Annotated in this window: 13 protein-coding genes; 8 read left to right on the top strand and 5 right to left on the bottom strand. The window is 29.5% G+C overall.

The window, feature by feature from the left end; genetic code table 11:
* Nucleotide 1 precedes the first annotated feature (1 nt).
* The 4 genes from ACIJYE_RS02575 to ACIJYE_RS02590 are packed head-to-tail and all read right to left on the bottom strand — an operon-like array spanning nucleotide 2 to nucleotide 4,261.
* Nucleotides 2–1,126 carry a bifunctional 2-methylcitrate synthase/citrate synthase gene (locus tag ACIJYE_RS02575; protein ID WP_435090998.1) on the bottom strand — a complete coding sequence of 375 codons (1,125 nt, stop codon included), beginning with the start codon at nucleotides 1,124–1,126 and terminating at the stop codon, nucleotides 2–4.
* Entirely contained in the window at nucleotides 1,126–2,022 is an 897-nt protein-coding gene (gene prpB / locus ACIJYE_RS02580) for a methylisocitrate lyase (protein WP_435090999.1), read from the bottom strand. The genes ACIJYE_RS02575 and prpB overlap by 1 nt, the downstream gene beginning before the upstream one ends.
* Nucleotides 2,022–3,524, bottom strand: coding sequence for an MmgE/PrpD family protein (locus ACIJYE_RS02585; RefSeq protein WP_435091001.1), 1,503 nt, complete (start codon nucleotides 3,522–3,524; stop codon nucleotides 2,022–2,024). Before ACIJYE_RS02585 ends, prpB begins: the two co-directional genes overlap by 1 nt.
* Nucleotides 3,525–3,577: 53 nt before the next feature.
* On the bottom strand, nucleotides 3,578–4,261 hold the full coding sequence (locus ACIJYE_RS02590; RefSeq protein ID WP_435091003.1) for an HAD-IA family hydrolase: 684 nt from the start codon (nucleotides 4,259–4,261) through the stop codon (nucleotides 3,578–3,580).
* Nucleotides 4,262–4,330: 69 nt separating this feature from the next.
* Between ACIJYE_RS02590 and ACIJYE_RS02595 the strand changes: the two genes are divergently transcribed.
* The 3 genes from ACIJYE_RS02595 to ACIJYE_RS02605 are packed head-to-tail and all read left to right on the top strand — an operon-like array spanning nucleotide 4,331 to nucleotide 7,187.
* Complete coding sequence (locus ACIJYE_RS02595) at nucleotides 4,331–4,948, top strand: DapH/DapD/GlmU-related protein (RefSeq protein ID WP_435091004.1); 618 nt, start codon at nucleotides 4,331–4,333, stop codon at nucleotides 4,946–4,948.
* Between the two features lie 3 nt (nucleotides 4,949–4,951).
* Nucleotides 4,952–6,772 carry a glutamine--fructose-6-phosphate transaminase (isomerizing) gene (glmS, locus tag ACIJYE_RS02600; protein WP_435091005.1) on the top strand — a complete coding sequence of 607 codons (1,821 nt, stop codon included), beginning with the start codon at nucleotides 4,952–4,954 and terminating at the stop codon, nucleotides 6,770–6,772.
* 28 nt (nucleotides 6,773–6,800) lie between these two features.
* A complete protein-coding gene (locus tag ACIJYE_RS02605) occupies nucleotides 6,801–7,187 on the top strand; it encodes a DUF2306 domain-containing protein (protein WP_435091006.1) in 387 nt (128 codons plus the stop codon).
* A gap of 5 nt (nucleotides 7,188–7,192) precedes the next feature.
* On the opposite strand, the gene ACIJYE_RS02610 is transcribed toward ACIJYE_RS02605, so the two are convergent.
* On the bottom strand, nucleotides 7,193–8,638 hold the full coding sequence (locus ACIJYE_RS02610; RefSeq protein WP_435091008.1) for a tetratricopeptide repeat protein: 1,446 nt from the start codon (nucleotides 8,636–8,638) through the stop codon (nucleotides 7,193–7,195).
* Between the two features lie 88 nt (nucleotides 8,639–8,726).
* Here ACIJYE_RS02610 and ACIJYE_RS02615 point away from each other — a divergent pair, with 88 nt between their 5' ends.
* The 5 genes from ACIJYE_RS02615 to ACIJYE_RS02635 are packed head-to-tail and all read left to right on the top strand — an operon-like array spanning nucleotide 8,727 to nucleotide 14,610.
* On the top strand, nucleotides 8,727–10,106 hold the full coding sequence (locus ACIJYE_RS02615) for a class II 3-deoxy-7-phosphoheptulonate synthase (protein WP_435091010.1): 1,380 nt from the start codon (nucleotides 8,727–8,729) through the stop codon (nucleotides 10,104–10,106).
* Nucleotides 10,107–10,145: 39 nt separating this feature from the next.
* Nucleotides 10,146–10,883, top strand: coding sequence for an NAD(+) synthase (gene nadE, locus ACIJYE_RS02620; RefSeq protein ID WP_435091012.1), 738 nt, complete (start codon nucleotides 10,146–10,148; stop codon nucleotides 10,881–10,883).
* Nucleotides 10,884–10,928: 45 nt separating this feature from the next.
* A complete protein-coding gene (gene cysS / locus ACIJYE_RS02625; protein WP_435091013.1) occupies nucleotides 10,929–12,278 on the top strand; it encodes a cysteine--tRNA ligase in 1,350 nt (449 codons plus the stop codon).
* The gene (cimA, locus tag ACIJYE_RS02630) at nucleotides 12,275–13,876 is read left to right on the top strand and encodes a citramalate synthase (RefSeq protein WP_435091015.1); all 1,602 of its coding nucleotides are present in this window, start codon (nucleotides 12,275–12,277) and stop codon (nucleotides 13,874–13,876) included. Before cysS ends, cimA begins: the two co-directional genes overlap by 4 nt.
* Before the next feature lie 20 nt (nucleotides 13,877–13,896).
* Nucleotides 13,897–14,610 (top strand): RNA methyltransferase, encoded by a 714-nt coding sequence (locus tag ACIJYE_RS02635; RefSeq protein WP_435091016.1) that lies wholly within the window; start codon nucleotides 13,897–13,899, stop codon nucleotides 14,608–14,610.
* The last annotated feature ends 34 nt before the right edge of the window (nucleotides 14,611–14,644 follow it).

Genomic DNA, 14,644 nt, shown 5'->3' on the forward strand with positions numbered 1-14,644 from the left:
ATTATCTATAATTTAATTCCATAACTTTTCTATGTTTACTGCCCTTGTATTTTGCTAGTGGACGAATTAACTTGTTAGCAGCATGCTGCTCCATTATGTGAGCAGACCAACCAGTAATTCTTGAAATTACAAATATAGGAGTAAAAAAATCGGTATCAAACCCCATTAAATGGTAAGTAGGTCCTGTAGGATAATCGACATTTGGGTGAATATTTTTTTCTTTAATCATTACCTTTTCAACGATGTCATAAATTTTTTCAAATTTTTTATCTTTTTTAATTTTAGCAACTTTACCAAAGTATTCTCTCATTGTTGGAACTCTTGAATCACCAGATTTATAAACTCTATGACCAAATCCCATAACAACATCTTTATTTTTAAGTGCATTCTTAATCCATTTTAATGCATTTTCAGGTTTTTTAATCTTATTCATCATGTGCATAACTTCTTCATTGGCCCCACCATGTAATGGTCCTTTCAAACTAGCAATCGCTCCAGTAATAGCACCATGTATATCAGAAAGACTACTTGTAATAGTTCTAGCAGTAAAAGTTGAAACGTTAAAACTATGCTCTGCATATAATATTAAGGACACATCAAATGCTTTAACAATTTCTTTTTGCGGAACTTTACCAAAACACATATAGAAAAAGTTTTCAGCAAAAGACAAAGTTTTCTTTGGTTTAATAATTTTTTTCCCACTTCTAATTCTGTAAAATGCAGCTAATGCTGTGGGAGTTTTTGCAAAAATTCTAAGCGATTTCCTCATATTAGCCTCATGTGAAGAGTCAGGTGTTTCTTTGTCTTCTAAGCCCATCACACTAACAGCAGTTCTTGCAACATCCATGGGATGAGATTTTTTTGGCATGTGTTTAATTATTTCGTATAAATTTTTTGACAACTCTCTGTTATCTTTTTCCTCTTTTTCAAATTTTTTAAGTTGAATTGAATTTGGCAAATCTTTATTTAAAATTAAATAAGCCACTTCTTCAAATTTACACACAGCACACAAATCTTGAGCTGCATAACCCCTGTAAGTGAGAGAGTTTATTTCAGGCATTACTTTAGAAACTTCAGTTTCGTCTACAACAATTCCAAGTAAACCTTTTTTAATATCATCACTCATTATTCGTGTCCTTCCGTGCTAAAATTATAGATCTTTTCATCTAATGAGTTATATTTTTCATATTCAACCAACTCATAAAGCCTTTTTCTAGATTGCATTTTATCAATAATATTGTTCTGATGTCCATTAACATAAATGTCTCTTAATCCATCTTCTACGTTTTTCATTGCTAATCTTTGAGTAGTTACTGGGTAAATTACAACATTATAGCCAAGATTTTCTAATTCTTTGTAATTAAATAATTTAGATTTTCCAAATTCAGTCATATTTGCTAATAAGTAACAAGAAAGTTCTTTTCTAACTTTTTCAAAATCCTGTTCATTATGTAAAGCCTCTGGAAAAATTATCTCTGCGCCAGCATCAATGTATGCTTTACATCTTTCAATCATCTTATCTATTCCCTCAACACCTTTTGCATCTGATCGAGCAATAATTTTAAAATTATCATCTTTTTTTGCTGCAACACATTCTTTAATCTTTTTAACCATCTCATCTGTCGATATCAGTTCTTTATTATCAAGATGGCCACATCTTTTTCTTTCAATTTGATCTTCTAGATGAACAGCTGAAATTCCAAATTCTTCAAAAGTTTCTATAGTTTCTTTGCAAGATTTAAAACCTGTATCAATATCAACTATTGTTGGCAGGTTGGTTACTCTTGAAATTAAATACGATCTAGTGCTAACATCTTGTAAAGTTGTTAAGCCAATATCTGGAAATCCAAGGTCATTTGCCATAACTCCTCCAGAAACATAAACCGCATCATAGCCAATTTCCTCAATTAATTTTGCTGTTAATGGATTATACGCACCTGGAACTCTTAAGATTTTATTTGATTTTAATTTTTCATTAAAATCTATTCTTTTTTGACTGGGTTCTTTTTCAACAAAGTGCACTAAAATATTCCCTTTTTAAGATTTCTTTTTAATCTATTTTTTTTTACTTCTATATTTAATTTATGTAATTGACCTGTTTTTAAATTTTTAAGATTTTGAACAGTTTTTAAAAAACGGTCACTTTCGTTTTTACTTAAAATTCCATCAGTTAATGTTAAAAATTTTTGTATATAATTTCGTCTTTTAAAAGGACGAGCCCCATATGGATGAGCATCAGCTCGATCAAGTGATTCAGTAATTTTCTTACCATTATTGAGAGTTATGATTACTTTTGCACCAAAAGATTTATTTTTTGGGTTTGGATCATGATATTTTCTTGTCCACTTTTTATCTTCAAAAGTTTTAATCGATTTCCAAATTTTAATTGTACTTTTTTTATTTGCTCTTGATTTTGTATATGATTTAACATGATGCCAATCACCATCCTCCAATGCAACGGCAAAAATATACATTATTGAGTGATCTAGAGTTTCTCTACTTGCGTTTGGATCCATTTTTTGAGGATCATTTGCACCAGTTCCAATCACATAGTGAGTATGATGACTTGTAAAAATATTAATTTTTTTAATTTGATTTAGCTGAGGTATTCTTGATCTTAACTTTTTTGCTAAATCTATTAATGCTTGGGATTGGTATTCTGCTGAATACTCTTTTGTGTATGTTTCTAGTATAGCTTTTTTACTTTCACCTTTTTTTGGAAGGGGAACTTTATAGTTAGCTTTTTTACCATCTAATATTCTAGCAATTACACTATCTTCACCTTCGTAAATTGGACTTGGTGCACCTTCACCGCGCATAACTCTATCAACAGCTTCAATTGCAAGTTTACCTGCATGAGCTGGAGCATAAGCTTTCCAACTTGAAATTTCACCTTTTCTTGATTGTCTAGTTGATACAGTTGTATGAAGTGATTGTTGCACAGCTTGGTAAATAGTTTCAGTATTAAGTTTAAGCATTGTACCTAAACCTGCCGCAACACTTGGACCTAGATGCGCAATATGGTCAACCTTATGTTTGTGCAAACAAATACCTTTAACTAAATTAACCTGAACCTCATATGCTGTAATAATTCCTCTTAAAAGATCCAAACCACTTTTTTTATTTTGTTGAGCAACACTTAATAGAGGTGGAATATTATCTCCAGGATGACTGTAATCTGCTGCTAAAAATGTATCATGAAAATCAAGTTCTCTAACAGCAGTACCATTTGACCAAGCTGCCCACTCACAATCAAATTTTAATTTTGAATTTACACCAAATAAAGTTGCTCCATTTTTACGAAAATGTTTAAGAGCCATCTCTCTAGATGAGATTACTGGTTTTCTATTTAAAGAAGCTATAGCAACTGAGGCATTATCAATAATTCTATTAATTACCATTTCTATTGCATCTTTATTAAGTTTAGCATTATCGCTTGCAATCTCAGCAATTTTCCATGCAAGTTGTTTCTTCTTTGGTAGATTTATTTTAGATGGATAAACTTTAACTGTGTGTAATAACAAAATAACTCCTAAATAGAGTTTTTGTTTTAATAGTTAAAAAAAATTAATCAATATTAAAGATATTTTGATATTATTTTTTCAATACCAATAAAGTCTTTTATTAGGTGATTATGATATATTTCAGTTGTATTTTTTTCAGTATATCCATTTTCTAATAAAATAACTGGTATCTCAGCTGCTTTTGCAGCATTAGCATCTGTTTCACTATCTCCAATCATAATAGTTTTTTTTATATCTCCATCTAATATTTCTACAACAGATGTTAGGTGTCTAGGATCTGGTTTACAGTAATCAAAAGTATCTGACCCTGCTACATATTCAAAAAAATCATAAATTCCAATTTTTTTTAAAAGATCATTTGATAAACGCTCTTGTTTATTTGTACATACGGCCATCGATATATTATGTTCTTTGCACCACTTTAAAAATTCTTTTACTCCTGTAATTAAAGTACTTTCGTTAATGATATTTTTTCCATAAAAATTTATAAACTCTTTAACCATTTCATCTTTAATCTTATCATCCAAAACTTTACTAAATTCTTTTTTTGCCTGCCCCCATATTGATCTTCCAATTAAAGCTCCCGCACCTTTACCAACTAAATTTCTAATATCTTCAGTTGATTTGGTAGGATATCCAAATTTTTTCATAACATGATTGTGTGCAAGCATAAGATCTGGCGCTGTATCAACAAGTGTGCCGTCTAAATCAAATAAAATAGTAAATTTTTGGTTCATTTTAAAAGTATTTTAAAGAAATATTATGTGAATTAATTAAGACATATTCTTAATGTAAAGCATTTTAAAATGAAAGAATTAAATTCACAAAAAATTCAAAATAAACTTAGAAGTAAATTTTTAAAAGCAGGTGTTAAGATGACGGGGCCTGAAACAATTTTTTTCTCTAATGATACAAAAATTGGAAAAAATGTATCAATTGAACCTTATGTAGTTATTGGACCAAAAGTAAAAATTGCAAATAATGTAATTGTTAAATCTTTTTCTCATCTTGAGTCTTGCACGATTGAGAATAAAGTTGAAATTGGACCTTATGCTAGGATTAGACCTAATACAATTTTGAGAGAGGGTTCTAAGATTGGAAATTTTGTTGAAATTAAAAAAAGTACTATTGGAAAAAAATCTAAAGTAAATCATTTATCTTATGTTGGCGATAGCGAAGTGGGCAAACATGTAAATATTGGAGCAGGTACAATTACTTGTAATTATGATGGAGTAAAAAAAAGCAAAACAAAAATTAAAGACAAAGTTTTTATTGGATCTAATTCATCTTTAGTTGCACCTATTACAATTGATAAAGAAAGTACAGTTGGTGCTGGATCAGTAATAACTAAAAATGTCAAAAAGAAATCTTTAGCATTAACAAGATCACCACAAGTAGATATTAAAAAATATAAAAGAAAATAATATATGTGTGGAATAATAGGTATATCTAGTAACAAATCAGTTTCATCTAACATCATAAATTCTCTTAAAAAATTAGAATACAGAGGATATGACTCAGCTGGTATAGCAACATTATCTGATGGATTTATTAATGAAGTAAAATCTGAAGGAAGGGTAGAAAATTTAGAAAAAAATTTTGATTTAAAAAAACTATCAGGAAATATTGGTATTGGGCATGTTAGGTGGGCTACTCACGGTATTCCTAATAGTGTTAACGCACACCCACATTCATCTCATAATGTTTCAGTTGTTCATAATGGAATAATTGAAAATTCAACGTTATTAAAAAAACATTTAGTTAATAAGGGGCATATATTTAAATCACAAACAGACACTGAGGTTATTGTGCATTTAATTACTGAAAATTTAAAAAAAACTGAAATTCAAGAGGCTATTAAAAATACTTTAAAACAATTACATGGGAGTTTTGCTCTTGGTATTATTTTTAAAGATATACCTGATTTAATTATTGGTGCTAGACGTGGCTCTCCTTTAGCAGTCGGTTATGGTCCAAATGAAAATTATTTAGGATCCGATTCTTATGCTTTAAAATCAATGACAAATAAAATCACTTATTTAGATGATGGTGAGTTTTGCATGGTAAAAAAAGATGAAGTTTATTTTTTTAATGAAGAAGGAAAAAAGATTAATAAAAAAGTATTGGAACTTTCTTCTGATCAAAAAAATTATGATAAGGGTGATTTTAAGCACTATATGGCTAAAGAAATTGAAGAACAGCCTACAACTTTAAAGACTGGCATTAAGGAATATGTAGATAATATTAAAAATGATATTAACATTTATAATTTCCCTTGGAAAATTAATGAAATTAATTCAATTACTTTAGTTGGATGTGGTACTGCTTATCATTCCTGTTTAATGGCCAAATATTGGTTTGAAGAATTAACATCTTTAGATGTTAATATAGATATAGCTTCAGAGTTTAGGTATCGAAAAAATAGATTTAAAGTCGATACTTTATATGTTTTTGTTTCACAATCTGGAGAAACTGCAGATACTTATGCTGCTTTAGATTTATGTAATAAAAACAATATGAAAACTTGTTCTGTGGTGAATGTAATTGAAAGTTCGATTGCAAGAGAATCAAATTTTGTATTACCAATTCACTGTGGACCTGAGATAGGTGTTGCTTCAACAAAAGCTTTTTTGGGTCAAATACTTGTACTTTATATATTGGCTTTAAAATTAAGTTCTTTTAGAAATGAAATTGAGAATAAAGATTATCAAGAAAAAATTAAAGATTTAAAAAACTTACCAAGTTTAATTGAAAAAACATTATTAATTGACAACGATATTCAGGCAATATCTTCTACATTTAATGATGCAAAGGGTTCAATGTTTTTAGGCAGGGGTTATTCTTATCCAATTGCACTTGAAGGAGCATTAAAATTAAAGGAACTGTCTTATGTACATGCTGAAGGCTACCCAGCTGGTGAAATGAAACATGGACCACTTGCTTTAATAGAGGAGGGAATGCCTGTCGTCGTTTTAGCACCTAGAGACAATTACTATAAAAAAACAATATCAAATATGCAGGAAGTTATTGCAAGAGGTGCAAAAGTTTTATTGATTACAAATAAAAGTAAAGATGAAGTAATTTCTGAAAATATTTGGGAAACAATTGAAGTAGAAAGTACTAATGATGATTTACTTCCTTTTCTTTTAACTGTCCCTCTTCAGAAGCTTGCTTATTATTCAGCTCTTAAAAAAGGTTATGATATCGATAAGCCAAGAAATTTAGCTAAATCTGTAACCGTAGAGTAGTTTTTAACAGAGAGTTTATTAATTAAATATGCAGATAATTTATATTCATGCAGCACTAGCACTTTTAGCAATTCCGCTCGGTTTATATATTTTTATAAAAAAAAAAGGCACAAAGAATCATAAAATACTTGGTCGTACCTGGGTGATTGTTTTGATAATTGTTTCTCTAACAGCAATATTTATTCAAACAATAAATCCTGAACAATATTCATTAATTCATCTTTTAATACCATACACCATAGGTTCATTAATTTATTCTATTTGGAATATAAAGAAATTCAAAAAAACAAAAATAGAAAGATATAAAATTGCACATATGCATTCAATGATTGGCGTGTATATTGGAGCTCTTTTAATTGCTAGCGCATTTACTTTAATGCCAGGCAGATTTTTTCATGAGATTATATTTGGTTAAAATTATCAAGTTTTAGCAATATCTTTTTTTATAATATTAATTATTTTTACCCAATCATCCTTTTTGCTTTGGCGATAAAGTTTTATATTTGGATACCAAGGACTATCTTCACAATTTAATAACCATCTATAGTCAGGAATATGTGGCAATATAATCCAAACTTTTTTACCTATAGATGCAGATAAATGTGCCATACTTGTGTCAACACTAATAATTAAATCTAATTGTTCAATTAGGCCGGCTGTACTATCAAGGCCCAGTAAATCTTTTCCATGAAATTTAAGATTTGGAATTTCTTTTAAAATTCTTTTATCTTCTTCCTTTAATTCAAAGTCTAATGAATGAAATTCATAGGGTAGATCAAATAATGACTTAATTTTTTCAAGATTTGCACTCCGATTTTTATCATTTTTATGTGTGGCTATACCACACCATTTTATACCAATCTTTTTTTTTTTATTTTTTTCTAATTTTTTTTTCCAATATTCTTTTTTTACCTGAGGTGTAAAAAGGTAAGGTATTTGATTTGGTATGTTGTTTTGTGATGTATTAAATAAATAGGGCAAGCTAACAATCGGACAGTGATAATCAAATTTTAAATCTTTTAAATTATCTATATGATTATAATCAATTTTCATTGTATTAATTAGTGGTATTAATGGTTTGGGTGTATCTAAAAAAATTCTAGCACCTAATTTTTGAACCATTGGTAAATATCTACAATAATGAATGTAATCACCTAACCCTTGTTCTTTCGAAATAAAAATAGTTTTATTATTTATATCTTCTTTGCCAGTCCAATTAGTAAATCTATTTATGTAAGGGTATTCTTTTTTTTGATTACTACGATTTTGTCTCCACTCATAATTTTTCCATCCATCTTTATAATTTCCCTGTGTCAATTGTAACAAGCCTAAATTATAATAACCTTCAATAAAATTTGGATTTAATTCAATTGTTTTTTGGTAACAATTAATTGCATCATTAAGTTGATTTAGTAAATAAAAACATATTCCTTTATTGTAGACTGCCTCAACAAAATTTGGTTTTATTTTTAATACTTTTTCATAAAAAATTAGTGCTTCTTCAAATTTTTCTAAATATCTTAAACAATTAGCTTTATTATTTAGAGCATCAACAAAATTATGATTTATTTCTAAAGCTTTATTATATAGAGTTAAAGCTTCTTGATATTGATTAAGGCCTTTAAGTGAATTACCTTTGTTATTTAATGCATCTATAAAATCTGGCTTCATTTTTAAAACATGATCTAAAAATCTAAGTGCTTTTGAGTATTTTTTTTTGGAGTTGTTTAGAGAACCTAAATTTGCATTAGCAATTAGATTATTTGCGTCAAATTTAATAATCTTGTCATAAATAATTTCAGCTTTATCAAGTTTTCCCTGCACATGTAGTTTAATTGCTTTATCTAATAGAAATTTTAAATCCATCTTAACAGCCTATGAAAAGTTTAATTAAATTAATGTCTATCATAGTTGAATAAATTATAAACTCTGTTAAAACAATCCTCAGTTGAATATGAAAAATTGGAAAAAAAATAGTTGGAAAAAATATCCTGTTAAACACATTCCTGAATATCCAGATAAGAAAGAATTGGATATGGTTTTGGATAAACTCGGATCATTTCCACCACTGGTATTTGCAGGTGAAACAAGACATCTAAAAGATCAACTTGCTGATGTAGTTGATGGTAAAGCTTTTTTGCTTCAAGGAGGAGATTGTGCAGAAAGTTTTGCAGAATTTAATCCAGACAATATTCGAGACACATTTAAACTGATGTTGCAAATGTCACTAGTTTTAACTTACTCGGCATCTTTACCCGTTGTAAAGGTTGGAAGAATAGCTGGTCAATTTTCAAAACCAAGAAGCTCACCAGTTGAATCTAAAGACGGAATAGAGCTTCCAAGTTATTTAGGTGATAATATTAATGGAATGGAATTTAATGAAAAGTCAAGAGTTCCTGATCCAAAAAGATTATTTAAAGCTTACTCTCAATCAGCTGCAACATTAAATCTTATCAGAGCTTTTTGCCATGGTGGATTTGCTGATTTGCAAAATGTGCACAATTGGAACCTTGGGTTTATTAAAAATAGTCCAGCGTTAAAGAGATTTAAAGATTTAGAAGATAAAATAGCTGATGCATTAGCATTTATGGATGCATGTGGAATAAATTCAGATTTTAATAGAAGATTAAAGACAGTTAATTTTTGGACTTCACATGAAGCACTGTTATTACCTTTTGAAGAAACAATGACAAGAACAGACTCTACGACTGGAGAAAATCATGTCACCTCAGCTCATTTTGTTTGGATCGGAGATAGAACTAGACAGCTCGATGGTGGACATGTTGAATTTTGTAGAGGAATTGAAAATCCAATTGGAATTAAATGTGGGCCAACTTTAAAACCAGAAGATTTAATAAATCTTTGTAATAAAATTAATCCAATTAATGAAAAAGGAAAAATTACTTTAATATCAAGATTTGGTGCAGACAATGTTTCAAAACATTTACCTAAATTAATAAGAGCAATTAAAAAAGAGGGTTTAAATGTAATTTGGTCGTGTGATCCTTGTCATGGTAATACGGTTAAAGCTGCAACAGGATTTAAGACAAGACCTTTTAATAGCGTTTTAAATGAAGTTAAGAATGTATTTGCTTGTCATCAAAGTGAAGGAAGTTATGCGGGTGGTTTGCACATAGAAATGACTGGCCAAAATGTAACCGAATGCATTGGCGGAGCTCAAAAAATATCAGAAAAAGATTTATCATCTAGATATCACACTCATTGCGACCCGAGACTTAACGCAAATCAAGCCTTAGAATTAGCTTTTTTAATTTCTGATGAGATTAAAAAGAATAGTTTATATTCTAAAAATGCAGACAGAGCGGCATCTTAAAACATTGTAAAAGATACCAACTAATAATATTTTAAGTTTATGAATGCCTCAGAAAAAGTAAATTTTATATCTAATTGGATAAAAGATTATGCCAACAATATGCCAAGTAAGGCACAATCATTGGTTATTGGAATCTCCGGTGGGATAGACTCTTCTGTTTCTAGCACCTTAAGTGCAATGACTGGATTAAAAACAATTGTATTATCAATGCCAATTAAACAAAAATCTCAGCAACATGATTTAAGTTTAAAACATCAAGAGTGGTTGGTTAAGAAATTTGATAATGTTGAAGCACACACAGTAAACTTAGATGAATTATTTTCCGCTTTTTCTTCTACATTATCTCAATTTGATAATGAACATGGAATGGCAAATTCTAGAGCAAGATTAAGAATGACCACTCTTTATCAGGTAGCCGCAGCAAACAAAGGTATTGTTGTTGGCACGGGTAATAGAGTTGAAGATTTTGGTGTTGGTTTTTATACAAAGTATGGTGACGGTGGAGTTGATATTTCTCCAATAGCAGATTGCAATAAAACAGAAGTTTGGGAGATAGGAAAAGAGCTTGGAATTTTAAACGAAATAATTGAGGCAGCTCCTACAGATGGTCTATGGGACGATGGTCGAACAGATGAAGGTCAGCTTGGTTTAAAATATCAAGAATTAGAAGAAGCTATGGATAACCCAAATTCACCTAATAGAGCTAAATACGAAACAATAAGAAAACAAAATTTGCATAAAATGGAGCCCATTCCAGTCTGCAAAATTCCAAATTAATCAAATAGATTCACAAATCTATAAATTAAGTATATTTCTAAAATGATGAATAAAGATATTTTTTTAACAAACAATCTAAGTAACAAAAAAGAAAAATTTGTTCCAATAGATGAAAAAAATGTAGGCATGTATGTTTGTGGCCCTACAGTTTATGATGACCCCCATATTGGTAATGCTAGACCTATAGTTATCTTTGATATTCTTTTTAAAATACTAAAGAGTAAATTTTCTTCAGTGACTTACGTAAGAAATATTACAGATGTTGATGATAAAATAATTAAATCATCAAATGATAAGAAAATATCTATCTCAGATTTAACTGAAACTGTAATCAAAAGTTTTAATGAAGATTGTAATTATCTAAATTGTGAAGCTCCAACACAACAACCTAAAGCGACAGAACATATAGATTTAATGATTGAGATGATCTCTGAATTAATCAAAAAAGATTTTGCTTATGAAAATAATAAACATGTTTATTTTGAAGTCAAAAAGTTTGAAGACTATGGAAAATTATCTAACAAAAAGTTAGAGGATTTAATTGCTGGATCAAGAGTTGAAGTAAGTGACAACAAAAAGAAGTCTGAAGATTTTGTGTTATGGAAACCTTCTTTAGAAAATGAACCTTCTTGGGATTCACCATGGGGAAAAGGTAGGCCAGGTTGGCATCTAGAGTGTTCAGCAATGTCTAAGAAATTTCTAGGTAATGAGTTTGATATACATGGAGGAGGAATAGATTTAATTTTTCCACATCATGAAAATGAAATAGCTCAATCAAGATGTGCAAATGACACTAAAGTTTTTGCAAATTATTGGCTGCATAATGCATTTATCACTATGTCTAATGAAAAAATGGCAAAATCTCAAGGAAATATTTTAAAGATAAAAGATTTTAGAAAAAAAGTTAGCGGACAAGTTTTAAGATTAGCTTTGATTAGCGCTCATTACAAACAGCCATTGGATTGGAACGATAAACTATTAGAGGATTGTCAAAATACGATTGATAAATGGTATAATGTTTATTTGCCGTCAAACAAAGCTGTTAATGATGAAATTATTCAACCCTTGTATGACGACGTAAATACACCTGGTTATATTGCAAATTTACATAATCTTTATGAAAAAGCTAATAAAGGAAATGATGAGGATAAACAAATATTTAATTCAGCTTGTAACTTCATAGGTTTACTTCAAGAAACTAAAGAGGTGTGGTTAAATTATAAAAAAGATAAAGCAGATATTTCAGAAGAAGAAATTGAAAGTAAGATAGAACTTAGAAATAAAGCTAGGGCTGATAAAGATTACAAAGAAGCTGATAATATAAGAAACTACCTTTTGGACAAAGGTGTTTTAATAGAAGATAAAGATGGTAAAACAATTTGGAAATTTAAATGAGCAAGGAAAAACTATATATTTTTGACACCACGTTAAGAGATGGTGCTCAAACTCAAGGTGTCGATTTTTCAATTGATGATAAAGAAAAAATATCAAATTCTCTTGATAACTTGGGTGTTGATTACATAGAAGGTGGTTGGCCAGGAGCTAATCCAACAGATACTGAATTTTTTAACAAAGATCATGGTTTTAAAAATGCTAAATTAACTTCATTTGGTATGACCAAAAAATCAGAGCATAGTGCTGAAAATGACCCGATGTTAGCTTCTCTAATTAATTCAAAAAGTTCTGCAGTTTGTTTGTTTGGAAAATCCTGGGATTTTCAAGTTGATGTAGCACTTGGAATCACTAATGAAGAAAATTTAGAAAACATTACCGAAAGTACAAAACATATAGTTGGCTCAGGCAAAGAATTCATGTTTGATGCAGAACATTTTTTTGATGGATATAAATCAAACCCTGATTATGCATTAAAGTGTCTTAAGGCAACGTTTGATCAAGGTGCTAGATGGGTTGTTTTGTGTGATACGAATGGTGGAACTCTTCCACACGAAGTATCAAAAATTGTATCAGAGGTTACAAAACATATTCCAGGTGAAAATCTAGGTATTCATGCGCATAACGATACTGAAAATGCTGTAGCAAATAGTTTAGCTGCAGTTCAGGCGGGGGTTAGACAAATTCAAGGAACCATCAATGGATTAGGGGAAAGATGTGGTAATGCAAATTTAATGTCTTTAATTCCTTCATTATTTTTAAAGAGGGATTTTAGTGATAAATTTGAACTTAATATCAAACGAGAAAATTTAAAAAATCTAACTCAATGCTCAAGATTATTAGATGAATTATTAAACAGAAAACCTAACAAACATTTACCTTATGTGGGCGCTTCTGCCTTTTCACACAAAGGTGGAATGCATGTTTCTGCAGTTCAAAAAAATCCAAAAACTTATGAACATATTGAACCTGAGGAAGTAGGAAATTCAAGAAACATTGTTGTTTCAGATCAAGCTGGTCAATCAAACATAATGTCTAGATTAAAATCTATTGGTATCCAAATCGAAAAAAATGATCCAAAAATTAAAAAACTTTTAAGTGAAGTTAAAGACAGAGAATTTATAGGTTATAGTTATGATGGAGCAGATGCTTCATTTGAATTATTAGCAAGAAGGTTGATAGGTGATATCCCGCGATACATATTAATTAATGAGTATGATGTATCAGTTAAAAAAGACAGTACTGGTGAAATTATTTCTCATGCTAAAGCTCAATTAGAAGTTGATGGTCAAAAAATATTATGTGAAGGACAGGGTAATGGACCTGTAAATGCACTTGATAATGCGATTAGAAAGAATGTAAACAAACTTGCTAAATATTCTGAGTATTTAAAAGACTTAAAATTAGTTGATTATAAAGTAAGAATTTTAAATACAGGTACTGAAGCAGTAACTAGAGTTTCAATTGAAAGCACAGACTCTAAAGGTGTAAATTGGTTTACCATAGGTGTTTCACCAAATATAATTGATGCATCATTTAAAGCATTAGTTGATAGTTTGGATTATAAATTATTTAAAGATAAGGCTCCAGCTAGCTTATAAGTTTTGATTTATCATAAATAATGTCATCAAATAATATTACTTTCATTTTACATAAGCCCCAGTTATCAGAAAATATTGGCGCATGTGCAAGAGGTATGAAAAATTTTAATTTCCAAAAATTATCAATTATTGATCCAAAACCTATTTTTCCTAATGATAAAATTTTAGCAACTTCTGTTGGTGCTAAAAATATAATTAATAGGAGCAAAGTGTTTGATACCTTAGAGCCTGCACTAAAAAATATAGATTATGTCATCGCAACATCTGCTAGATTTAGAAACAAAAATATTAAACATATTCAATTAGAAAACTTAAAAAAGATTGATTTTACCAAAAAAATAGCATTTCTTTTCGGATCTGAGGCATCAGGATTATCAAATAATGAAGTAAGTTATGCAAATTACACGTTGCAAATTCCAACTAATCCTGAATTCAAATCCTTAAATTTATCTCATAGTTTAATTATCATTGCTCAGTACGTTTCAAGTATCATAAAATCTAAGACTTCCAATTTTAAAAAATCTAAAAAAGTTAAAGCTGCCTCCAAAAAAGAGATACATTCAATGACCAATTTATGTATTCAAAACTTAGATGAGATCAATTTTTTCAAACCAAAGGAGAAGAAACCTATTATGCTAGAAAATCTTAGAAATATTTTCTATAGAATGGAATTATCAGCCAAAGAAACGCGTATATTAGCCAGTGTATTCGCTAGTTTGGGTAAAAAACGTTGATTGACAAAATAGCCTGTAAGCTTATAAACCCCAA

The organism is Candidatus Pelagibacter bacterium nBUS_30, from assembly GCF_051201245.1.
GTDB lineage: Bacteria > Pseudomonadota > Alphaproteobacteria > Pelagibacterales > Pelagibacteraceae > Pelagibacter.

Coding starts and splice junctions, on each gene's coding strand:
- cysS (WP_435091013.1), top strand. CDS start 10,929: ATGAATAAAGATATTTTTTTAACAAACAATCTAAGTAACAAAAAAGAA.
- ACIJYE_RS02575 (WP_435090998.1), bottom strand. CDS start 1,126: ATGAGTGATGATATTAAAAAAGGTTTACTTGGAATTGTTGTAGACGAA.
- ACIJYE_RS02635 (WP_435091016.1), top strand. CDS start 13,897: ATGTCATCAAATAATATTACTTTCATTTTACATAAGCCCCAGTTATCA.
- ACIJYE_RS02595 (WP_435091004.1), top strand. CDS start 4,331: ATGAAAGAATTAAATTCACAAAAAATTCAAAATAAACTTAGAAGTAAA.
- ACIJYE_RS02590 (WP_435091003.1), bottom strand. CDS start 4,261: ATGAACCAAAAATTTACTATTTTATTTGATTTAGACGGCACACTTGTT.
- glmS (WP_435091005.1), top strand. CDS start 4,952: ATGTGTGGAATAATAGGTATATCTAGTAACAAATCAGTTTCATCTAAC.
- ACIJYE_RS02610 (WP_435091008.1), bottom strand. CDS start 8,638: ATGGATTTAAAATTTCTATTAGATAAAGCAATTAAACTACATGTGCAG.
- nadE (WP_435091012.1), top strand. CDS start 10,146: ATGAATGCCTCAGAAAAAGTAAATTTTATATCTAATTGGATAAAAGAT.
- ACIJYE_RS02605 (WP_435091006.1), top strand. CDS start 6,801: ATGCAGATAATTTATATTCATGCAGCACTAGCACTTTTAGCAATTCCG.
- cimA (WP_435091015.1), top strand. CDS start 12,275: ATGAGCAAGGAAAAACTATATATTTTTGACACCACGTTAAGAGATGGT.
- ACIJYE_RS02615 (WP_435091010.1), top strand. CDS start 8,727: ATGAAAAATTGGAAAAAAAATAGTTGGAAAAAATATCCTGTTAAACAC.